Origin of the sequence: Alcaligenes sp. Lyrl_28, from assembly GCF_051948705.1 — a bacterium.
Taxonomy (GTDB): Bacteria; Pseudomonadota; Gammaproteobacteria; order Burkholderiales; family Burkholderiaceae_B; genus Alcaligenes; species Alcaligenes ammonioxydans.
The window spans coordinates 14,426-36,395 of the sequence record NZ_JAYJLG010000004.1 but is presented as its reverse complement, the minus strand read 5'-3'; the positions used below and the strand labels follow the sequence as shown (position 1 = coordinate 36,395).

17 protein-coding genes are annotated in these 21,970 nt (G+C 57.3%); 6 read left to right on the top strand and 11 right to left on the bottom strand.

Going from position 1 to position 21,970, the window contains the following annotated elements:
* Positions 1–4 precede the first annotated feature (4 nt).
* The gene (aroB, locus tag VF694_RS10795) at positions 5–1,093 is read right to left on the bottom strand and encodes a 3-dehydroquinate synthase (protein ID WP_440164340.1); all 1,089 of its coding nucleotides are present in this window, start codon (positions 1,091–1,093) and stop codon (positions 5–7) included.
* Positions 1,094–1,699 carry a shikimate kinase gene (locus VF694_RS10790; protein WP_003805300.1) on the bottom strand — a complete coding sequence of 202 codons (606 nt, stop codon included), beginning with the start codon at positions 1,697–1,699 and terminating at the stop codon, positions 1,094–1,096. It abuts the gene before it with no gap.
* Positions 1,700–1,818: 119 nt separating this feature from the next.
* Here VF694_RS10790 and VF694_RS10785 point away from each other — a divergent pair, with 119 nt between their 5' ends.
* The 4 genes from VF694_RS10785 (at position 1,819) to VF694_RS10770 (ending at position 8,914) form a co-directional block, all read left to right on the top strand.
* A complete protein-coding gene (locus VF694_RS10785; RefSeq protein WP_003805303.1) occupies positions 1,819–4,266 on the top strand; it encodes a penicillin-binding protein 1A in 2,448 nt (815 codons plus the stop codon).
* 96 nt (positions 4,267–4,362) lie between these two features.
* Positions 4,363–4,497, top strand: a complete 135-nt coding sequence (lptM, locus tag VF694_RS10780; RefSeq protein ID WP_003805306.1) for an LPS translocon maturation chaperone LptM — start codon at positions 4,363–4,365, stop codon at positions 4,495–4,497.
* A 41-nt stretch (positions 4,498–4,538) separates the two neighbouring features.
* Positions 4,539–5,807, top strand: coding sequence for a diaminopimelate decarboxylase (lysA, locus tag VF694_RS10775; protein ID WP_003805308.1), 1,269 nt, complete (start codon positions 4,539–4,541; stop codon positions 5,805–5,807).
* 194 nt (positions 5,808–6,001) lie between these two features.
* The gene (locus tag VF694_RS10770) at positions 6,002–8,914 is read left to right on the top strand and encodes a putative bifunctional diguanylate cyclase/phosphodiesterase (RefSeq protein ID WP_003805310.1); all 2,913 of its coding nucleotides are present in this window, start codon (positions 6,002–6,004) and stop codon (positions 8,912–8,914) included.
* A gap of 564 nt (positions 8,915–9,478) precedes the next feature.
* Here VF694_RS10770 and ccsB read toward each other — a convergent pair.
* The 3 genes from ccsB to VF694_RS10755 all read right to left on the bottom strand — a co-directional run bounded on the left by ccsB (position 9,479) and on the right by VF694_RS10755 (position 13,819).
* Positions 9,479–10,837: a c-type cytochrome biogenesis protein CcsB gene (ccsB, locus tag VF694_RS10765; protein WP_039944080.1), complete on the bottom strand. Its 1,359-nt coding sequence runs from the start codon at positions 10,835–10,837 to the stop codon at positions 9,479–9,481.
* A 12-nt stretch (positions 10,838–10,849) separates the two neighbouring features.
* Positions 10,850–12,892, bottom strand: coding sequence for a cytochrome c biogenesis protein ResB (locus VF694_RS10760; protein WP_240209111.1), 2,043 nt, complete (start codon positions 12,890–12,892; stop codon positions 10,850–10,852).
* Between the two features lie 222 nt (positions 12,893–13,114).
* Entirely contained in the window at positions 13,115–13,819 is a 705-nt protein-coding gene (locus VF694_RS10755; RefSeq protein WP_051010476.1) for a c-type cytochrome, read from the bottom strand.
* Positions 13,820–13,976: 157 nt separating this feature from the next.
* Between VF694_RS10755 and yihA the strand changes: the two genes are divergently transcribed.
* Together yihA and hemB are read left to right on the top strand one after the other, a co-directional pair.
* Entirely contained in the window at positions 13,977–14,600 is a 624-nt protein-coding gene (gene yihA, locus VF694_RS10750; RefSeq protein ID WP_003805318.1) for a ribosome biogenesis GTP-binding protein YihA/YsxC, read from the top strand.
* Entirely contained in the window at positions 14,597–15,616 is a 1,020-nt protein-coding gene (gene hemB / locus VF694_RS10745) for a porphobilinogen synthase (RefSeq protein ID WP_003805319.1), read from the top strand. Before yihA ends, hemB begins: the two co-directional genes overlap by 4 nt.
* A 118-nt stretch (positions 15,617–15,734) precedes the next feature.
* Here hemB and dsbD read toward each other — a convergent pair whose 3' ends face one another.
* The 6 genes from dsbD to rplQ form a co-directional block, all read right to left on the bottom strand.
* The gene (gene dsbD / locus VF694_RS10740; RefSeq protein WP_440164337.1) at positions 15,735–17,660 is read right to left on the bottom strand and encodes a protein-disulfide reductase DsbD; all 1,926 of its coding nucleotides are present in this window, start codon (positions 17,658–17,660) and stop codon (positions 15,735–15,737) included.
* A 37-nt stretch (positions 17,661–17,697) separates the two neighbouring features.
* A complete protein-coding gene (gene cutA / locus VF694_RS10735) occupies positions 17,698–18,084 on the bottom strand; it encodes a divalent-cation tolerance protein CutA (protein ID WP_003805324.1) in 387 nt (128 codons plus the stop codon).
* 47 nt (positions 18,085–18,131) lie between these two features.
* Positions 18,132–19,106 (bottom strand): AraC family transcriptional regulator, encoded by a 975-nt coding sequence (locus VF694_RS10730; protein ID WP_003805326.1) that lies wholly within the window; start codon positions 19,104–19,106, stop codon positions 18,132–18,134.
* 123 nt (positions 19,107–19,229) lie between these two features.
* Positions 19,230–19,775, bottom strand: a complete 546-nt coding sequence (locus tag VF694_RS10725) for a flavin reductase family protein (RefSeq protein ID WP_003805328.1) — start codon at positions 19,773–19,775, stop codon at positions 19,230–19,232.
* A 121-nt stretch (positions 19,776–19,896) separates the two neighbouring features.
* On the bottom strand, positions 19,897–20,982 hold the full coding sequence (locus VF694_RS10720) for an LLM class flavin-dependent oxidoreductase (RefSeq protein WP_003805331.1): 1,086 nt from the start codon (positions 20,980–20,982) through the stop codon (positions 19,897–19,899).
* Between the two features lie 508 nt (positions 20,983–21,490).
* Positions 21,491–21,877 carry a 50S ribosomal protein L17 gene (rplQ, locus tag VF694_RS10715; protein WP_003805334.1) on the bottom strand — a complete coding sequence of 129 codons (387 nt, stop codon included), beginning with the start codon at positions 21,875–21,877 and terminating at the stop codon, positions 21,491–21,493.
* Positions 21,878–21,970: the final 93 nt, after the last annotated feature.

The following is a 21,970-nucleotide window of genomic DNA, read 5'->3' as shown; positions in this document are numbered from 1 at the left end:
GGTTTTACTCCTGTTCCACCGTTGTAAAGCGGGCCAAGGCCTGGCGCACCACATCAGGCGCTACCGCCTGAACCTTGGCATGAGCTAATTTATCCAGCAGCACAAAGCGCAACTGGCCACCTTCATTTTTCTTGTCCACCTGCATCAGCTCCAGCCAACGGTCCGCAGGCCATTGTGGTGGCGTGACCGGACATCCGCTGGCTTGAACCAGGGCCTTGATACGGGCCACATCCTGAGCCGGCAGGCCACAAACTAAATGGGACAGTTCAGCGGCCATGATCATGCCGCAGCCGACGGCTTCACCATGCAGCCATTGACCATAGCCCATACCGGACTCAATTGCGTGACCAAAAGTGTGGCCAAAGTTCAAGATAGCGCGCAGACCAGACTCGCGTTCGTCCTGCGAGACCACCTCGGCCTTCACTTCGCAGGAGCGGCGGATCGCATGAGCAATCTGCTCCTGATCCAGACGGCGCATGGCGGCGATCTGCTCCTCACACCAGTTGAAGAAATCCAGATCGTAAATCATGCCGTACTTGATGACTTCAGCCAGACCGGCGGAAATTTCGCGAGCGGGTAGCGTCCTGAGTACATCGGTGTCTATTTCCACCGCGATGGGCTGGTAGAAGGCGCCCACCATATTCTTGCCCAGCGGATGGTTGATGGCTGTCTTGCCACCGACTGAAGAATCCACCTGCGCCAGCAAGGTCGTGGGGACCTGCACAAAGCGCACGCCCCGCATAAAGCAAGCTGCGGCAAAACCGGCCATATCACCAATAACCCCGCCACCCAATGCCACGATCAGAGCTTTGCGATCCAGATGACTGCCCAGCAGTGCGTCAAAAATCAGGTTCAGGGACTCCCAGGTCTTGTAAGCTTCGCCATCGGGCAGTTCAATCACGTGAACCGGTTTGCCAGTGGTGACCAGAGCTTCCTTGACCGGCGCCAGATACAAGGCCGCTACGGTAGGATTGGTGACAATTGCAATGGCGGAGGTATCAGCGGGCACGGTGTCTGCAAGCTGCGCCAGACGTCCGGCAGCGATATGGATGGGATAAGCGCCACCCTGGGCGTCAACATGCACTACGGACATTTAGCAACCTCGTTCTTTCAACAGAGACAATAAATGGCGCACCGCATGATGCACCGGCGCCGAGCCGGTCTCAAAGCGGATGTCGGCCACTTCTTCATAGAGGGGTTCGCGCGCCTGCAGCAACTCCTGAATGCGAGCCCGAGGGTCCGCCGTTTGCAGCAGTGGCCGGTTACGATCTCGGGCCACGCGACGGTACAGTTCATCTACCGTGGCGCACAAGTACACTACGATACCGCGATCTTTGATGATCTGGCGATTGGCCTCGGACAAAATAGCCCCACCACCCGTTGCCAGCACAATTCCGCTCTGGCGCGAACAAATATCGAGCACTGCAGATTCACGTTTGCGGAACCCTTGCTCACCTTCGAACTCAAAGATAGTGGACACTCGCACCCCGCTTCGGGCTTCCAGCTCGTGGTCCAGGTCCATAAACTCGCGTTTGAGTTCCCGCGCCAATTGACGGCCAATGGTCGTTTTACCGGCCCCCATCATGCCCACCAAAATAATGGGTCGAGGGCCAGTTTGTTGTAAATGGAGCAGCTCGGCGTCTGTTAAGGGATCAGGATGTTCTACAGGCATCAGCTCGGCGGGTAAAGAGTGGTTCATTTGTGTATTATCCCATTAGCCTTCCCTAAGCACAGTCCGCTTGCTTAGTATTATTTTGTTACATTGATACTTGGTATGAGGCCCAGTCCTGCTGCGTTTGGACTTTAAAATCAGCCCTAATGAGTTCTTCTTCCCGCTCCCCCAATTCTAAGCCCGAGCAAAGCTCCGGTTCCTGGCTTGCCCGCCTCATCATCAAGACCTCGGTCTTTTTTGTGGGGCTTGGTCTGTGTGCCGCCCTGCTCGGGTCACTTGCGCTAGCTCTGGCTTGGCCCAACCTGCCCGATCTTAGCGCCATGATCGACTACCGCCCCCGAGTGCCGCTGCGCATTTATACGGCGGACAAGGTCTTGATCGGTGAATTTGGCGAAGAACGCCGCAATGTGCTGCGTTTTGACGAAATCCCCGATGTCATGAAATCGGCCATTCTGGCGGCCGAGGACGACCGTTTCTACCAGCACGGTGGTATTGACTGGATGGGGGTCGGTCGCGCGGCCCTGGCCAACATGACCCATATGTCCAAGACACAAGGGGCCAGTACGATCACCATGCAGGTGGCCCGCAACTTCTACCTGTCTTCGGAAAAAACCTATACCCGCAAGTTCTATGAACTGCTGCTGACCTTCAAGATTGAAGCGACGCTGACTAAAGACCAGATTCTGGATCTGTACATGAACCAGATTTATCTGGGTCATCGTGCCTACGGATTTGCGGCGGCGTCACGAACCTATCTGGGCAAGCCCCTGGGTGAGATCACCACCGCTGAAGCCGCCATGCTAGCCGGCATTCCCAAAGCGCCTTCGCGCTTTAACCCGATCGCCAACTTTGAACGCGCCAAAACTCGCCAGGCCTACGTGCTGGGCCGCATGCGCTCACTGGGCTACATCACGGAGCAGGAATACCAGGATGCGATGGCACAGGAAATCGTGGTGAAGTCAGCCTTGGGCACCCCTGCTGGCGGTTACGCCATTCATGGCGAATACGCGGCTGAACTGGCCCGCCAACTGCTGTACGGTGTCTATCAGGACAATGTGTATTCGCGCGGCTTCAACATCTACACCACCATCAACTCCACCGACCAGGAAGCTGCCTACCTGGCTGTGCGCAACGGTATTTTGGATTACACCCGTCGCGCCCCCTACACAGGCCCGCAAGGTCAGGTGGATCTGCCTGCAGGCATTGAAAACGACCATGCCCAGTTGGATGCCATTTTGGACGACTTGCAGGACAAGTACCCCGATACCGGCGATCTGTTGACCGGTGTGGTGCTCGATGCCAACCCCAATCTGATCCGGGTTGCCCGGACCGCCCAGCAAATTATTGATGTCAACGACAAACGTGCCTTGAAGATCGTTGCGCGGGGCCTGGTGAACAATGCCAAGGCAGACGTGCGCATTCAGCGCGGCTCGGTAGTCTATCTGTTCCGCAATGGCGATTACTGGGAAGTAATCAATATGCCGGCGGTACAAGCGGCTTTTGTGTCGGTCCGCCCGCAAGACGGCGCGATTCAGGCCATGGTGGGCGGCTTTCACTTCTCCGATGGGAAGTTCAACCGCGTCACCCAAGCCTGGCGTCAGCCTGGCTCGGCCTTCAAGCCCTTCATCTACGCGTCCTCGCTGGAGCGCGGCCTGACCCCCGCCACCCAGATTTCAGATGAACCTTTTGTGCTGACCGCGGCCCAGACCGGCTCCAAGCCCTGGACGCCCAAGAACTACGGGCGCACGTACGAGCCCATGTTGACCATGCGTCAAGGTTTGTACAAATCCAAAAACATGGTGTCTATCCGCATCATGCAGGCCGTCGGGCCCAAGTATGTACAGGAGTATGTGACCCGCTTTGGTTTCGACAAGGCACGCCAACCCGCCGTTCTACCTTTGGCTCTGGGCGCGGGCAGCGTAACGCCCTTGCAAATGGCGGGTGCCTACTCGGTCTTTGCCAATGGTGGTTACCGTGTCGAGCCTTACCTGATCGACTACGTCACTGACAGCAGCAACAAGGTCATCATGCGTGCCAAGCCAGTGGTGGCCGGCGATGCCGCCGCCCGGGCTATTGATGCCCGTACGGCTTACGTCATGAACGATCTGCTGCGTGGCGTGGCGACCTCCGGGACGGGTGCGCGCGCGTCACGCGAATTGAAGCGTACCGATATTGGCGGTAAAACAGGCACTACCAACGATTCTCAGGATGCCTGGTTTGCTGGCTACACCCCCGAGCTGGTCGGCATCGCCTGGATGGGCTTTGACAAACCGCGCAGTCTGGGCTCCGGGGAAACCGGCGGCGGTGCCTCCATGCCCATCTGGATCAATTACATGCGCACTGCCCTCAAAGACAAGCCTGTGGTGCCTCCTGGCCCTGTGCCCTCTGGCCTGTCACGCATCAATGGGGACTTTTACTTTGACGAGTTCCCACCCGGTCAGGCCATTGCTCGCGTTGGTTTACCTGCTCCCGGTGACGGCGCCTTGCAACAGGGCGGCGGGGATCAGAACGATGGAATTGGTGACCTGCTGCGGCAGCTGGATTCTGATGCCAGCCCCTCGGGCGCTGCCGCGCAACCCTTTGTTCCCTTTTAAATCACCTACCCAAACGCCGGCCTAGCCGGCGTTTTTTTGCTTTGTCCTTCACAATGGCATAATGCTCTGCATTGTCCGCACTGGTTTCATACCTACATGAACAAACTACGTTCCTCCCGTTTGCTGGCCTTGTTGGCACTGAGCGCCTTGCTGGGCGCCTGCGGTTACAAAGGCCCCTTGTACCATCCCCCAGCGCAGGAATCAGCGGACGCCCAGACAGCGCCGCGCTGATTCCCGCCCTGCTCGCCTAACCTCTGTTATTTGTCGACACCATGACCGTTGCACCTCACTTTCAATTTCAGAACAACACGCTACACGCCGAGCAAATTCCCCTGAGCAAGCTGGCTGAAGAATTCGGCACCCCTCTGTATGTGTATTCCCGCCAAGCCTTGCGCGATGCTTGGGAGTCCTACCGAGTGGCTGGCCAGGACCGCAAGTTGTTGGTGTGCTATGGCATGAAGGCCAACTCCAATCTGGCCATTTTGCAAGAATTTGCCCGCTTGGGTACCGGTTTTGATATCGTCTCGGGCGGCGAGCTGGCCCGTGTCATCGCTGCCGGCGGCGACCCTGGCAAAGTGGTGTTCTCAGGTGTGGGCAAACAGGTTTGGGAAATCGAAGCGGCTCTGAAAGCAGGCGTGAAGTGTTTTAACGTCGAGTCCGAAGCGGAGCTGGAACGTGTAGCACAGGTTGCGGAACGCATGAATGTGAAAGCGCCTGTTTCCTTGCGCGTCAATCCAGACGTGGACGCACGCACCCACCCTTACATCTCCACGGGCCTGAAAGACAACAAGTTCGGCGTGCCCATTGACCAGGCTCCCCGCATCTACGCACGCGCCCAAGCGCTGCCTAGCCTGAACATTGTGGGTGTGGACTGTCATATCGGCTCGCAGATTACCGAAGTCAGCCCCTATCTGGATGCGCTGGACAAACTGATCAAGCTGATCTTGGCCCTGAAGGAACAAGGGGTGAACCTGACTCATCTGGATTTGGGCGGTGGTCTGGGGATTCGCTATACCGACGAGACACTGGTGACCCCCACCCAACTGCTGACCGAAGTCTTTTCCGCCCTGGACACCAATGGCCTGGGCCATCTGGAGATCGTGCTGGAACCCGGCCGCTCCATGGTGGGTAATGCAGGGGTGCTGCTAAGCCGCGTGGAATATCTCAAGCATGGCGAGACTAAAAATTTCGCCATTATTGATGCCGCCATGAACGACCTGATTCGCCCCACGCTGTACGATGCCTGGCACAGCGTGGAAGCGGTAGAGCCTCGCCCAGTGACCGAGACCACTCCCCGCTATGATCTGGTTGGCCCTATCTGCGAAAGCGGCGACTGGCTGGCCCGCGACCGCCAGCTGGAACTGAAACAGGGCGATTTAATTGCCATCATGTCCGCTGGCGCCTATGCCTTTACGATGGCCAGCCAGTACAACACCCGCCCCCGCGCGGCTGAGATTCTGGTCGATGGCGATCAGGTTCACCTGATCCGCCCCCGTGAGACCGTGGACAGTTTGTTTGCCACCGAACGTTTACTTCCCTAAGTCGGGTCTGGATGGCAGATCATAACCATTCAGCCTTAAAGAACTCTCGAATCTGACCGTAAAACAGGCCGGGACTGTACTGCCCTTATCAGGCGCAGCAGTCCCGGCCTGTTGCATCCTTGCCGGGAAAGCACAGATTTCGCTGTCAGTGGCCAGACAGTTCGATGGTAAGCGCTGGAGACTGTACCACCATCATGACCACCCCCGGGATACCGACACACGGCTTCGAGCCGGTTACTTCGGCCAGCGAACGCCTGATTCGCGGCTTAAGTCTTTACGTCATCCCTTTGTTTCTGATCATGCTCACGGTATGGGCATTACTGTTCCTGCCGAATCGCTACCCTTCCGTGCCCGGTCAAAGTTTGAGCATTCAGGCACTGGCCAGCCAGCAAGAGCAGGCGGACGCAGAGTTACTGACGCAATTGGAGAACGCTCCGTCCCGGCAGCGGCTTCACCTGAGCGAGCCCCATTGGCTCCTGTTGACCTTGCCTGCTCCCTTCCCCCAGCAGGAGCAGGTCCTGCACTTTCCTGCCTCTCCCATTTCCTCGCTGCACTGCGTGGATGCTCGCAGTGGACGGCCCCTGCGCAACAGCGAGCTGGACCCGCCGACGCCTCTATCACCAGCGCCGGTCAAAAGCTATACCCTGGAGCTGGGTCAGGTCGACCACCCTGACAGCGTGCTATGCCGCGTCGAGACTTCGCGACCTGCCCTCTTGCAAGCCCAGCTTTGGGCCAGTGCTGACATCAGCCATTCCTCGATTCGACTCAGCCGGGGCATCGGGCTACTGGAGGGCGGCTTACTGACCATGGCCATGTTCATGCTGGTTCTGGCAGCCACCAACCGTGCCTGGATCTATCTGCTGCTATCGGTCTGGCTGATTGGCAACCTGCGCCTGGGCGCGATGGCCATGGGTTGGGATACGCAGTGGCTAGGGCAGATCCTGCCCGCCCAGTACATGCCCGTACTGCGCCAGCTCACGATTGCCTGCTACTTCATTCTGAGCTATTCCCTGTTTACCGTCCTGCTGGGCAACTCCATCACTACTGCCCGCCTGCAGCGCCTGCTCCCCACCGTCGGCATCCTGGGTCTGATCCTGCTGCCGGTCTCCCTGCTGGCGCCGGCCTCGATATTCCAGCCCCTCATGTGGATCAGCACTATCTACGCACTGTGCTGCGTATCCGCCGTGCTGCTGTCCATTCTCCTGCACACCCGCTCGCGCATCTTGCTCTGGCAACTGGTGCTGCTGAGCATGGCGCTGTGCATGCTGATTTCAGCCATTTTTCTGGTGGCGTTTGGCCGCTCCAGCTTTGTCGAGAATTTCAACGGCGTCATCGCTTTCCTGTTGTCCAATCTGATGGTGGCCCTGGCGGTAGGCGAGCGCCTGCGTGAAGACCGTAGTGAATCCCTGCGCGCCCGCAATGAATTGATGGCGCATTATCTGCTTACCCCCGTTGGCATGTTCACCCTCAATGAAGCGGGGATGTTCTTGCGCATCAGCCCCATTCTGGCCCGCATGTTGAACATCGATGCCGATCCGAGCGAGAGCCCCATCCACTGGACCAACTTTTTTCCCGAGCAAGACTGGAAAGCGGTCGCACAAAGCACCCAGAACGGTCAGGATGTGACCATCACTTATTACGACGCAGACGCTCAACCATGTCAGTTCGCCTTGCGTGTAGCGATTGTCAATCAATGTATTGAAGGATCCTTGCAAGATATCACCGCCCGGGCCGAGACGTACCGTCAACTGCGCCTGATGGCTGACAACGATCCGGTCACCAATGTGCTGAACCAGCGCGGTATCGAAAAGGCACTGGAAGGTCTGCTCAATCGTAGCCAGAACGACAAGCCCTGTCTGCTGGCCTATCTGGACCTGAACCACATCAAGTACGTAAACGGCACCTTCGGACACTCGTCAGGGGATGCGCTGCTGCTGAAAGTATGCGAACAGCTGGAATCGGTTCTGCGCAGTAAAGACAAAATAGGCCGCATCGGCAGCGACGAATTCGTAATTATCTTTGAAGACTGCGAGCCAGAGCAGGCGCGCGTGCTGGCCAATGGCGTACTCGAATCACTGAACAAAAGCCCCCTGCTGGCCGGAAACCGCAGCTTTAACCTGCGCAGTACACTGGGTCTGGTCGAAGTCGCTCCCGGCATGGCGCCTCAGGAAGCCATCTCCGCTGCCAGCCGTGCAGCCCGCGATGCCCGCCGCCTGCATCAGGACATGATTATCTACGGGCAGGACTCCAATGCCCTGCAGGAACACGCTGAAGAACTGCGCCTGTTTGAAGAGCTGGAAGGGGGCTCCTCGCGCGCCCTGTACCTGGAAATGCAACCGATTGCGGCCTTGCGCCGCCCCATGGACAGCCTGAACTTCGAGGCTCTGCTACGCGTGCGGGACTCCTCCGGTCAATTGATTCCCACTGGCCGCATTATTGCCGCCGCCGAAGAAAGCGGCACCATCACCATCATCGACAAATGGGTGTTCTCGGCCACGCTGGAGTGGATGGCCAAGCATGAGGCCCAGTTAAGCAAAACCCAGTGGGTCACCATCAACCTGAGCGGTGTGTCCCTGAATGACGACACTTTCATTCAATGGTTCTTTGACATCCTGGCGCGTTTTGAACATCTGGCCCGCCGCCTGTGCGTGGAAATCACTGAGGGCGTAGCACTGGACGACCTGGAGCATACCCGCAACTTCATGCGGCGACTGCAAAAAATGGGTGTGCGCATCGCGCTGGACGACTTTGGAGCGGGCTACACGTCTTTTTCTTACCTGCGCGAATTACCCGCCGACGCCATCAAGATCGATGGTGCGCTGATTTGCGACATGCTAAAGAAAGAAACCAACGTCGCGATCGTACGCACCATCGTCGAGCTTGCCAACAACCTGGGCATGATCAGTATTGCCGAATGGGTAGAAGACGTCCCGACGCTCAGAGCCCTACAGGAATTAGGCGTAGATTACGTACAAGGCTTCATCATTTCCAAAGCCTGCACTCCGGCAGAGCTGCTCAAAGCCAAATCCATGCCGGACCTGGTCCATGACGCCGCCGCCCGACAGTTTCTACTGGACTCCCAGGAAAAATTCCCGCCAACCATGTAAACCAATAGCCACCCAAGGCCCGCAGAGAGCCTGGGTGGCAAATGACAGGGCCTGCCACCACCTGTGGACGCGCACTCGTCTCAAATGCCATGGGGAAGCTATGAGTGCTTTCCTGACACCATCGCCGTCACGCACACACCTAGCCAAGCCCTATCGCACTCCTTATTACGGCGTGATACCCAACTCTAAAATTTGCACTTCGGAGCGGATACTGCTCCACGTACAGGCGCGTATCTAAGGCAGAAACAGTAAATAGAACGGATAGACCTGAAGGTCGATACAGGCATCCCGCTAGCTTTGGCTTTGATGGTCTGGGTCTGGGATCTAAGTCCTGACCTGAGTCTGGCTATGGCTCAATCGAACCATCTCGACACAACAAGCTTCCGATCAGCACCTGGCCCAGAGCACCAGCGGCTCCCCCCAGAGACTACTTCCCTGCAAAGGACGCTTCACCCAACAGACTGGTCACAAAAAAACCCGAGTCCGGCATCCAGCCAAACTCGGGTTTCCCATTCTCAAGCTCGCATTCTGAGACCGATCCCCCAGCCTCAGAACAAGAAAAACTTATAGTTCCCCGTAGGAGTGCAGCCCCGACAGGAACATATTCACGCCCAGGAAGGCAAAGCTGGTAATGAGCAAACCCGCCAGAGCCCAGTACGCTGCCATCGTGCCACGCAGACCTTTGAGCAAACGCAAGTGCAACCAGGCCGCATAATTCAGCCACACGATCAGGGCCCAGGTCTCTTTCGGGTCCCACTGCCAATACGTACCCCAGGCGTCAGCAGCCCACAAAGCGCCCAGCACGGTTGCTACCGTAAAGAAGGCAAAACCCACCGCAATCGCGCGGTACATGATGTCATCGAGCACTTCCAGCGACGGCAGCTTGCGTGAAATCGGACCCCGGAAATACAGAATCGTGCCCACGATCACGCTACCGATACCGAAATACAGCATCCAGGTCGGCGAGAGCTCCCGAGAACCAAAAATCATGGGTTCGGCACACAGAATGGCACCCAGCAAAAACACCGGAATCAGCTTGGCACGCGAACGGGTTTCGCCATTTTCCTTGACCAGATACGCAAACCCGACCATGGCTGCCAAGGAGAACGTACCGTAACCAATAAAGTTGGCAGGCACGTGCAACTTCATCCACCAGCTTTTGAGTGCTGGCACCAGCGGTTGAATCTGATGGGCATCACGCGTAAAGGAGTACCACAGCAAAAAGATCACCAGCGAACTGATTGCCAGCAGCACAAAGCCACCCAAGGCACGGGTGTTGTAACGACGTTCGTAGTACAGATAGAACAAGGCAGTAACCAGCGCCAGCAACACGAACACTTCGTACAAATTACTGACTGGAATATGGCCGATATCCGGGCCCAGCAAATGGCCTTCACGCCAGCGCACCAGCAACCCCGTCGTACCTGCATACACGGCCGCCCACGTCAGCCCAGAAGCCATCCAGGCTGCTGTATTACTGAAAAAGCCCGCCCAATACATGACGGTGGCCAGAATAAACAGCGCACACATCCACAAGATGGCAGACTGGGACGAAAACAGATATTTCAGCAGGAAAACCGAATCGGCTTTTTCAATGTCGCCGGTGCCAAGGCCATTACCGGTGCTGTAGAGCCAGATCGCCAGCAAGGCTGTCACGCCACATGCCAGCGTCAAGGTACGCAGCGGACGCCACAGCCACCCCAACCAGGCCACAAAAGGCACGAAAGCGACCAGAATGATCTTCTCGTAGTAATCCATGCTGGTGCTGTAGACGTTAAGCGCATAAGCCGCGCCCAAGGCCAGTACCACCAGATACAACACATCCGTCCAGTCAGGACGACCACGAATGCCTCGCCGGTCACCGCTGGAAGCGATATTGTCTTGCCACATCGTTGGAGTGGCCGAAGAAAGGGTCTGCGCCATAGCTACACCTTGTCAGACAGATAGCCGATTGAACGCCGCTTTCAGGCGTTCAAACTCGAGGTTAAAGTCCAAGTTGCGACGTTGAGAAGTCATGGCAGCCATTACGCGACTGCCTTGGTTGTGAGGGCGAATCCAAACCCACACGCGGCGATCCCGGATATAGAACATCGAGAACACGCCAATAATCAAAAACAGACAACCCAAGTACACAATGTACATGCCTGGGCTGCGTGCCACCTGGAATACACTGGCCTGAACCTGTTCAAAACTGTCCAGGGTCAACATCACCGGTGCCGGGTAATCCGGCAGATTGGCAAACGCCAGCACGGCAGATTGAATCCAACGGTTGGCCTCATTATTTTCCTGGCTGTAATCCAGTTCTGGCAAGCCTTGTTGCTGCCTGACCAAATCACGCAATTCCGACAAGGTGAACTGAATCATGGGGATAGCAAAACCCAGGATACGTTCCCGTTCAGCTTCGGGGACACGGCTGATCAAACCATCAAAACCAGCACGTACAAAGGTTTGCAATGCCGTTTTGGACGCCGACAACATCAACTCTTTTTGCTCGGGTGACGAGGAGTTGCGCTCGGCAAAGCGTTCAGCCGCCTGGCTGACCAAGGCTTCATTCTGCGTAGCCGCCCGCAAATCCATGAATTCTTTTAAAGAACCCTTGTCGTCAGCCGGCAGACGCACATAACGAAACGGCTCGGCGGGCGAAAAACGCATCCCGGCCAGAAACACCAGGGTGTCATCCAGTTCCACCGGCAGCATGTAATTCACAAACTCGCGAGACTGCCCCTGGTCGTCAATCAAACGATAGTTCACACTGGGGCCGACGTTCTTCAAATTCTGGTCTTTCTTGTTGGCAGCGCTACCGGTGACCGCCGCCACGTGCTCAATCATGGCCTTGGGCTGGGGGTCGCCCTCGGACAGGTTTTCCACATTAATGGGACGCAGTTCAGTCAACTGAACAGTCAGAGCATGCTCGCTGGGACTTTGCTGGGCAGTAATGCCCATGCTCTCACCCACTTTCCCATTCAACTCAAAGGGTGCGGCACTCGGACCCACCAGCGGATAGCCCTTCAGACTCAACATACTGCCGCCATCGTCAAAACCGGACTGGTAAACCGTCACACCCTTGTAGCGCAACGGTTCGTTGACCTCGATCGTGCGCTCGAAGGTATCGCCCGTCACGGGATCGGTTACTTCCACTTCGCTCTTGAAACTGCTGGGCATCCCCGTGGAGTAGTACTCCACCAGAAAACGCTTCAACTCCAAGGCGAACGGCAACGGCTGAATCAGCACCCCTTCACCGGAATTGACTACTGCTGTCGCCGTGCGCGCCCCTTCTGGCACCAGCATGTTGGCACGGAAACTGGGATTGCCCAGACCCAGTCGTCCCGACTCGGGCACCTGGGAAATCAGCATATTTTCGGTAATCGGTTGTTTGCCACCCAACCACACCTGCAAACGCACGGGCAATTCGCTGTCAAGCAAACCGCCGACACAAATCACCACGATGGCCAGGTGCGCAAAAATGTATCCCAGCTTGTTGGCGCTCCCTTTTTTGGCCGCCATCATCATGCTGCCGTCATTATCATGACGCACACGCACCGCATAGCCTTGCGACTGCAGCCAGCCCTGAACCTGTTCACGATTATGCTCAGGGCCACCTGCGCTCTCCAGCTCGACGCGGTGAGGGAAGGCTTTCAGGCTGCCACCGCGCACGTGCTCCTTGAACGTGCGCATTTCACGGATCATCTTGGGCGCATTGCGGATGACGCACAGCGTGGTCGATACCACCAGAAACGCCATAATGACCATGAACCATCCACTGTTGTAGACAGACCAGATCGAGAAATGATCGAACAACTCAAACCAGTAAGGTCCAAATTGATCAATATAGGTATTGGCAGGCTGATTTTGTGCCAGAACGGTGCCGATCAGACTGGCTACGCAAATGAACATCAGCAAGCTGATGGCAAAGCGCATCGAACCGAGCAATTCCAGGAAATCGGCCGCAAAGCGACGCACGGGAGATACTTTTTTCACAAGGGCTAGCTTAGGAGGTGTGGGGGGTTCACCGGAAACATCCAGACTTGGAACGCAGAACACGCCCAAAGTTCGATTACTGGACAAAACACCAACACGAGACCTGGCCTGAAGCGGCACTGCCCGTTGTTACGGCACCCGAAAACTGCGGCCGTCAGGACTCGAAGCCGCAGCGAATACAGGTTTCAGACAGTCAGGGGGCCATTGGCCCCCTTTGACGGATTAACGCAGGCCAGCTGCGAAATCGGATACGGCCGCAATGTCGGCATCCGACAAACGGTCTGCGATGTCATACATCATCGGGCTGTTGGCACGGTCGCCACTACGGAACAACTTGAGCTGATCCGCAATATAGGCGGGGTGCTGACCGGCCAGACGGGGGTACTGGCCGGGCATGCCGGCGCCATCGGGCGAATGGCAAGCCGCACAGGCAGGAACACCGCGCTCGGGCAAACCACCCCGCCAGATCTTCTGGCCACGTACCATGGTGTCTTCCTTGGTCGCGTTAGCGGCCTGGTCCCAGTTCACCGCTTGCTGAGACAGGTAAAACGCCACGTTCTTGATATCGTCTTCAGTCATACCGGCAGCAATGGCAGTCATCAGGCTGTTCGCGCCATCAGGACCACGGCGGGCAGGAACGGACTTCTCGTCCTTGGCACGGAAGTCGTGCAGCTGCTTGACCAGGTACTCGTACGGCTGGTGAGCCAGCGACGGGTTGACCGGAATAATACTGTTGCCGCCATCCCCGTGACAGGTCACACAGGCCAGCACGCCACGCGACATCTCACCTTGCAGGTAGAGCTGCTCGCCTTTGGCGGCATCTGGCTCGGGCAGACCAGCTGCATTGGCCACGTTAGCGGTAAAAACCACAGAGCAAGCCATCGTCAGGCTGCTTGCGATAACGACTCGGGAAAGCGCACGCTTCATTTGGACCTCGATAATCGCGAATCAATCGGGGTGCCGCATGCGCCCCGCAAAAGCCACCGTAAGCCGCTGGTCAGTACCCAGTGGACTACGACATTACTGTTTCAAATCGAGAGATTATACAATAGGCGCTGAACCAATATGGAATTACGCTGCAACCATGTCGATACTGCACCGCGCTCACTTCACGATTTCAGCTGCTCAGATCGATCAGCTGCCTCCTCCCGGACCGCCAGAGGTCTGTTTTGTGGGGCGCTCCAATGCGGGCAAATCCTCCGCCATCAATGTGTTGGCCAACCAACGAAAACTGGCTTTTTCCAGTAAAACGCCAGGGCGAACACGTCTGATCAACATGTTCGGCATCCCCGATCCGCTCTCGCCGGGCGACTATCTGGGCCACCTGGTGGACTTGCCCGGCTATGGCTACGCCGCCGTGGCCCGCCACGAAAAGCAGGACTGGGCCGAGATTCTGGGCGACTACCTGGCCACCCGTCCCTCGATTGCCGGCATTGTGTTGCTGATCGACATCCGGCGCGGCGTGACCGACCTGGACTTGCGCCTGGTCGATTGGATTGCACCGACTGGCAAGCCCGTACTGGTGCTTTTGACCAAGGCCGACAAACTGCCTTATGGTCAACGTATCAAGGCGGTAGCCGAAGTACGTCGCCAGCTCCGGGAAATTGGCGCCCTTCACGCGCTGCCCTTCTCCTCCACTGATCGTATCGGCTTGCCCGAAGCGACCGAATGCATCGAAAACTGGATTTCTCCGAAGGTTGTTCCATGACTCGTTTTATTCCTCCTGCCGACTTTCCTAATACTCGCCTGCGCCGTAACCGCCGCGACGAGTTTTCCCGCCGTCTGGTGCGCGAAAACCGCCTGTCCACTGACGACCTGATCTATCCGGTCTTTGTGCGTGAAGGCGAGAAAGTGCAGGAGCAGGTCGGCTCCATGCCGGGCGTCATGCGCTACTCGCCTGACGAACTGATGCGCGTGGCCGAACAGTGTCTGGAACTGGGCATCCCCGTGCTGTCCCTGTTCCCTTCCATCGACCCGTCGCTGAAAACGCCCGATGGCAGCGAGGCCGCCAACCCGAATGGCCTGATCCCCCGGGTGGTGGGCATGCTCAAGCAGCAGTTTCCCGAGCTGGGCGTGCTGACTGATGTCGCTCTGGACCCCTATACCAGCCACGGCCAGGACGGCATTTTGGACGATGCTGGCCACATCCTGAATGACGAGACGGTGGCCATGCTGATCCGTCAGGCTCACACGCAGGCTCAGGCAGGCGTAGACATTGTGGCTCCCAGCGACATGATGGATGGCCGTATCGGCTCCATCCGCGCCGCCTTGGACAAGGACCAGTTCATCCACACCCGCATCATGGCCTACTCGGCCAAGTACGCCAGTGCCTTCTACGGCCCGTTCCGCGAGGCGGTGGGTTCAGCGGCCAATCTGGGCCGCTCCAACAAGAACACCTACCAGATGGACCCGGCCAACCGTAATGAAGCGCTGCGCGAAGTGGCGGCCGACATCCGCGAAGGTGCCGATATGGTCATGGTCAAGCCCGGCCTGCCTTATCTGGACATTCTGCGCGACGTCAAAGACGCGTTTGGCATGCCGACCTACGCTTACCAAGTCAGTGGCGAATACGCGATGATCAAGGCCGCTGCCCAGAACGGCTGGCTGGATCACGACAAGGTCATGATGGAATCGCTGCTGGCATTCAAGCGTGCCGGTGGGGATGGCATTCTGACCTATTTCGCCATCGAAGCGGCCAAGCTGATGCGCGAACAGAACTGCTGATTCACATCAATCAGAACGCAAAAAACGCAGCCCATGAGCTGCGTTTTTTGTTGCTTGTACGCGACGATCTACCGACTGTTAGGCACCGATAAGCCCGGTTTCGAAAAAATCAACGTCTTCAAGCACCGGCCAGAGCCTCATCCAACACTTTGGAAAAGCGGCTGGCATCCTGAAAACCAATCACGCGCAATTGCTCCAGCTGTTTCCCTTTGGAATCAAAAAACAGGATGCCGGGAGGTCCAAACAAGCGGAAATGTTTCAGCAATGCCCGATCCTCAGGGGTGTTGGCCGTCACATCCACCTGCAGCAACTCAAACTGCGCCATGCGTTGCGCAACGGCGGGATCGCTAAACGTGAAATTCTCCATTTCAATGCAGGACACACACCAGTCTGCGTAGAAATCCAGCATTACGGGGCGAATGGTCTTGGCCAGACGCCCTTCCAGCTCCTGCAGGGTCAGTACGCGCTGGAACTCAACCTGGCTTTGGGCTGCCGTCACCGTACCCGAGGATTTCAGCCCTTCCAAAGGACGAATCACGCTGGGGCGACCCAGGGCAATGCTGATCATCATCATGATGGCCCAGACCGCCAGCATCATGCCCACACCCTGTCGCAAGCCCGACCACGGCGTACGTGCAGCCGTGCCGCGCCCAAACGCGCCCAGCAAGGCAGCCGCCCACAAAGCCAGGACAACCCAGCCAAAGACAGCCATCGTGCCAGACATCAGGGGCGAGACCATCCACCAGGCGGTAGCCAGCAACAAGACTCCAAAAGCGGTCTTGACGCTTTCCATCCAGGCGCCGGCCTTGGGCAAGACACTGCCCGAACCCGCACCCACAATCAGCAGCAAGACGCCTGAACCCCAGGCCAAGGCAAACAGGGCCAACCCCCCCAGGACCACATCCCCCGTCTGCGAGATAAACAGCAGCACGCCCGCCAGAGGCGCTGCCACGCAAGGACCGACAATCAGCGCAGACAGCATGCCCATCAGGAACACGCCACCCATCTGCCCGCCCGGCAAACGGTTCATGGTTTTATTCAAACGATTTTGCAGCGCCGCCGGAGCCTGTACCGTGAAGACATCCAGCATGGACAAGGCCAGCACCACCAGGATCAAGGCGAACAGACCCAATACCCACGGGTTCTGCAACCAGCTCGCCAAACCGGCTCCCAGCAAGCCGGCGGCCACACCCAGCAAGGTGTAGACCAGGGACAGACCCAGCACAAAGGCGAACGCCATCTTCAGGCCGTGCCAGCGCGATGGCGCAGGCTGATTCCGTCCAGCAATGATGGACAGCAAAATCGGCACCATCGGCAGGACGCAGGGCGTAAAGGACAGCAGCAAGCCAAACACAAAGCTCAGCAGCACGATCTGACCCCACCCAGCCTGCTTGAGGTAGTCGGCCAGGCCCACATCACTCAGGCTCAATGCCGAGGCCACCCCCGCACTACGGGAAGGGGCTACCGTGGAATCGGGGTTCGCCTGGGCCGGATTCTGGCTTGCCCCCTCTCCTGGGGCCGGCACCGACACCACGCCAAAAGGCCCCGCCACTTCCCAGCCCTGCCCGGTGGGGATCAAGGTCAGCGTTTGAGTCGACGGGGAATAGCATAGACCTGCGTCGGCACAACCCTGACTGACCACATCGACCGTCAGATCGTGTCCTATGGAGCTGTCTGCCAGGACCGGTACGCGCAACGTAACCGAATGGCGGTAGACCTCCATGACCTCGTCAAAGGTAGGATCGTAAACCCGCTCTCCTTCGGGCAGTTGAAGCTTGCCTACCTGCTCCGCCTTCTCGGTCGAGACGGCGAAACGCTTGCGATACATATAGTATTCAGGCGCAATCTGAAAGTGGATATCCAGTTGATCGGGCTGACTCATGGCCGCCGTCAACACAAACGCCTGCTCAGGGTCCAGAAACTCTTCTTCTGCCTGCGCCGCCAAGGGCGTTGCCAGCCAGGCCAGCATCAGGGCAAAAAAAACAGCAAACCAGGCCCCAGGGCCGTGGGCGGAAAATGGAGAACGCTTTAAAGACAAAGGCACAAATCTATTCCGATTTATTAGGCTGGGCTATCTGCACTCACGCAGGGCGTGTCTGGGTACGAACCCAATCCAGATAAGCGGTGAAACCACCAACAACCGGAAGCACAATCAATTCAGGCAGCTCGTAAGGATGCTGCTCACGCAAGCGATCTGCCAATTCCGGTAGCCGGGCCACTGTGGTTTTGAAAGTCAGCGTGATTTCCTCATCGCCTTGCAACTCCCCTTGCCACATGTACATGGACAAGCTGCTGGGCGCAAGGTTCGCACAAGCGGCAATTCCGTCCTCAACCAGATGATGAGCCAGATATTTGGCCAGCATCATATCCGGCACCGTGGTTTGCGCCAGCACCAGCTGCTGCGCGTCCAGATCGGGCAAGGTCAAGGCTAAGGGCGTTTTGGAATTAGGGGGAGTATCAGCGGACATGCGGGGCTCCTAGTCAGAGCCCTTAGTGTAGCGCCGGATGGCAATGCTTAGCTGCCAGCCCGGGGACGACTCAAGCCGCTCAATGTTTCAGACGGGCGCTCGCCAAAGCTATGCCGGTAATCCGCGGAAAACTGCCCCAAATGCGTAAAACCGCAAGCCAAGGCAACCTCGGTGACCGACATCCCGCCTTGTTGCAAGTAACGCCGGGCTGCCTCCAAACGCATTTGTTTCAAACGTGCCATGGGGGCTACGCCCAGATGCTCCCGGAACCCTGCGTACAGACTGCGCACGCTCACACCGGCCGCCTGGGCAATATCGCCAATGGTGATAGGCTGACCGGCCTGGCTTTCCATGAAGTCCAGGGCACGCCGCAAAACATGGGGCAAAGCGGCCGGCGTCTTGTGCGCAGGCTGATTGTGCTGATGCAGTTCGAACAAGGCATAAATCAGGGTCTGCTCAAACTGGCGCACCTGACGGGGCTGGTCGAACAAGGTGCCATCGGACACTTCGGCAAACTGCCAGTCCAGCAGGCGACGCAGGCTGGCACCACCGGGCGCATCAAAAGGAATGGAGGGCTGAAACTCCAATGGGCCACGCACGGGCTGCGCAAAATAGTCCTGATAATGACGCTCCAGCCCTTGGCGACCTATACGGACGAACAACTTGTCGGCTTCCAGGCTGTGTTCCATGCTGAAAGCTTGCGTCGGGCTGATGATGGAAGCCAGACGTGATGTGGAGGCAAAGCGTCCATGTTCCGTATGGATCTGCTCTTGCCCCGACAGGGGAATCTGCAAGAGATAGAAGTCATCCAGCGGCTGAGGCTCAATCTGCACCTGCGCCCCATAGCGCAAACGACCATAGGCCACATCCTGGCCTTGGCGTAAATACAGACGGGCGTTCAGGCGCTGACGCGTATCCGCCAGGGTCAGGCTGTGCGGACAGAAAACCTGGGAGATATAGTGCTGAACGCAGTCCACATCCTGCGAATGCAGCTGGGCATAGCGATTCAGTATGGTGGTCATGAGCGTCGCAACAAGCGATAAAAAAAGCTGTGCCCTAGTGTGACACAGCCTCCCGCACTGCAACATCGAGACAATCCCTAGGCCGGGCTCACAGGGCCGGCCAAAGGTCGCTACGTCGACGAGCTACTGCCCCTGAAACCGTCCAAACCGCCCCTGCCAATACAGCAGGGGCGAATCCTGCTCTTGCTCGGCATGATGCACCTGCAGCACACGGCCCAGCACCAAGGCGTGGCTGTGACGCTCGATGACCTCCACAATCTGGCAAGCCAAAGCGGCAGGGGCCTGTCGAGCCAGCCAAATACCATGCTCGGTACACAGCCAATCGTGCCCGGCATAACGTGCATCACCTTGCTCGCCTTTGAAACCGGCAAACTGCAGAGCCAGGTCAGCCTGTTGGGCACCCAGCATATTTACACCAAACAAACCGCTGTCGCGCATCAAAGGCCAGGACGAGGAGCTTTGATTGACGCAAACCAGCACCTCTGCAGGATCCGCCGCTACCGAGGTCACCGAGGTCGCCGTCAGACCACTGCGCTGACCTTGATGTTCAACCGTAATCACACTGGCTGTGCCGCCCAGATGGCGCATAGCACGTTTGAACTGATCGGCAGAAACTCCCGGCGCCTCAAGCGCTTGTTCTGTCGGTAAGAAAGCCAATTCCACAGGCATGATTCACCTTTTCTAATCGTAGGGGCAGCGCTGTCATCCGAACAGCGCCGCCTGCAGGGCGCACATGTACTGGCTATTCCCCCGGCAAGTCAGCCCCTGCCCGATAGCCAGCCGATCGCTCTTAGCGAATGCCGCGCTGCTGCAACAAAGGCAGCACAGTATCACGGAAATACGGGAATTCCTGAACATAGTCCACAAAGGACAAGGTTGTTCCCCGGAAACCGGCCGCGTGCAGTGCACACAAACCATCAGCCACTTGCTCGGGCGTACCCACCAGCGGGAAGCCGCCATGACCGGCTGCCATACGTTCGCGAATCTGTTCCAGCAGTTCATGCGGGAAGGAGTGCGCATGGGCAAACTGCAGGCGCATCAGATTGTCGACCGCGCCATTGTCGATGTTGCCCATGATGCGCTCCCACTCAGCCTTGGCTTCAGCTTCGGTGGGACGGCACACCACATGCGAAAAGGTCATCACATCGACCTTGCGACCTTGCGACTCGCCCAACGCCTTCAGTTCAGCCACTTCCTTGGCGGAACGGTCCAGCTCCATGGCCGGGGTGAACAGGAAATTGGCATTACGACTGGCGAACTCACGCCCCTGACCGGAACCGGCAGCATTAAAGATAGGCGGATCAAACTCAGGGCGAGGATTGCCATATACTCCCTTGGCCTGGAAATACTTGCCGTCCCAATCGAAACGGCCGTCGTGGTGCCAGATCTTCTTGATCAGGTCGAACCATTCCTGAGCATAGCCATACCGGGTTTCATGATCGTCCGGCAACGTGACTCCCAAGGCGTCGTATTCAGGCTTGTTCCAGCCCGCCACAATATTTAGACCAACCCGATTGCCACTCATCTGCGCCATGGTGGCGATCTGCTTGGCAATCACCACGGGATGGTTGGCAACGGTATGCACAGTGGCAAACACGCTGATATTGCGAGTGTTAGCCAGCAAGGCCGTCGCCCAGGTCACGGTTTCCAGCACATAGCCATGAAAATCGGTTTCGCCGCCGTAACCGATCCAACGGGCAATGGGCAGCATGAAGTCGATGCCAGCCTCATCCAGCAGCTTGCCCAGCTTCAGATTGTTTTCCCAAGTAGCCTGCCAGCGATCCGGCAAGGTCGATACCGTCATGCCGCCGCCACAATTGGTGGCAAACGTACCCAGCAGAAACTTATCGTGTGTCAGCAATGTATTCTGTGCCATCGCCAGTCTCCTGAAAATCGTCGTTCTTTGCAGCCCGCCACCATGGCAAAGCTGATATAGCGCAGATTTTAGGGAGCGGCCGTCAGCCCTACTATCGAATCACTGCGGGTTTTATCAATTGCCTGCAATTATTTGAACCATAAAGCGATACACAGCACCCATATCAGTAAAAACCCTTATATAACAGCGTCTTGCTGTCAATACAGGCAGCGTTTTCCTGATCACGAAACCAGTAAGCGGGCCTTTACGCTGAACGTGGGATCAATGGGTGCGGGAATTTGAAAACAGTCTCGGCAAGCATGCGAAGGCAGGCGGGGCCTCAAACTTCCTGGTCTAAAGGGGAGCTGCTGCGCGGGCAGACTAAAAACAAATACGGGTGAGGCCGGAACCCCATGCCCGCGTCTGGAACATCCAGAGCCTTCTTCTCAGGGTGCAAGAAAGACCGTGGGAATAAAAAAACGGACTCCTGAGAGTCCGTTTTCAATACTACGAGAGAAACAAGCGATGCTTATTCAGCAGCGGCTTCTTCCTGAACTTCTGGACGATCCACCAGCTCCATGAATGCCATAGGAGCGTTGTCACCCTGACGGAAACCCATTTTCAGGATGCGGGTGTAGCCACCGTTACGCTCTTGGTAACGTGGGCCGAAAACTTCAAACAGCTTGGTCACTGCATCGCGGTCGCGCAGACGGGCGAAAGCCAGACGACGGTTTGCCAAGGTTGGGTTTTTAGCCAAAGTGATCAGGGGCTCAACCACGCGGCGCAGCTCTTTAGCTTTAGGCAGGGTGGTTTTGATGGCTTCGTGGGTCAGCAGGGACACGGACATGTTGCGGAACATGGCCAAACGGTGGCTGCTGGTACGATTCAGTTTACGTAGACCGTGACGGTGACGCATGATGATTTTCCTAAATAATGAATCTTAGTTGGCACGCCGCGTATGCGACATGCGTAAATCCGGTTCTTCTATCAGCTAAGCTGCGGACCAGAT

Bases quoted from the DNA above. Each gene is read 5' to 3' on its own strand.
- aroB (WP_440164340.1), bottom strand. From the start codon at position 1,093: ATGTCCGTAGTGCATGTTGACGCCCAGGGTGGCGCTTATCCCATCCAT.
- VF694_RS10790 (WP_003805300.1), bottom strand. From the start codon at position 1,699: ATGAACCACTCTTTACCCGCCGAGCTGATGCCTGTAGAACATCCTGAT.
- VF694_RS10785 (WP_003805303.1), top strand. From the start codon at position 1,819: ATGAGTTCTTCTTCCCGCTCCCCCAATTCTAAGCCCGAGCAAAGCTCC.
- lptM (WP_003805306.1), top strand. From the start codon at position 4,363: ATGAACAAACTACGTTCCTCCCGTTTGCTGGCCTTGTTGGCACTGAGC.
- lysA (WP_003805308.1), top strand. From the start codon at position 4,539: ATGACCGTTGCACCTCACTTTCAATTTCAGAACAACACGCTACACGCC.
- VF694_RS10770 (WP_003805310.1), top strand. From the start codon at position 6,002: ATGACCACCCCCGGGATACCGACACACGGCTTCGAGCCGGTTACTTCG.
- ccsB (WP_039944080.1), bottom strand. From the start codon at position 10,837: ATGGCGCAGACCCTTTCTTCGGCCACTCCAACGATGTGGCAAGACAAT.
- VF694_RS10755 (WP_051010476.1), bottom strand. From the start codon at position 13,819: ATGAAGCGTGCGCTTTCCCGAGTCGTTATCGCAAGCAGCCTGACGATG.
- yihA (WP_003805318.1), top strand. From the start codon at position 13,977: ATGTCGATACTGCACCGCGCTCACTTCACGATTTCAGCTGCTCAGATC.
- hemB (WP_003805319.1), top strand. From the start codon at position 14,597: ATGACTCGTTTTATTCCTCCTGCCGACTTTCCTAATACTCGCCTGCGC.
- cutA (WP_003805324.1), bottom strand. From the start codon at position 18,084: ATGTCCGCTGATACTCCCCCTAATTCCAAAACGCCCTTAGCCTTGACC.
- VF694_RS10730 (WP_003805326.1), bottom strand. From the start codon at position 19,106: ATGACCACCATACTGAATCGCTATGCCCAGCTGCATTCGCAGGATGTG.
- VF694_RS10725 (WP_003805328.1), bottom strand. From the start codon at position 19,775: ATGCCTGTGGAATTGGCTTTCTTACCGACAGAACAAGCGCTTGAGGCG.
- VF694_RS10720 (WP_003805331.1), bottom strand. From the start codon at position 20,982: ATGGCACAGAATACATTGCTGACACACGATAAGTTTCTGCTGGGTACG.
- rplQ (WP_003805334.1), bottom strand. From the start codon at position 21,877: ATGCGTCACCGTCACGGTCTACGTAAACTGAATCGTACCAGCAGCCAC.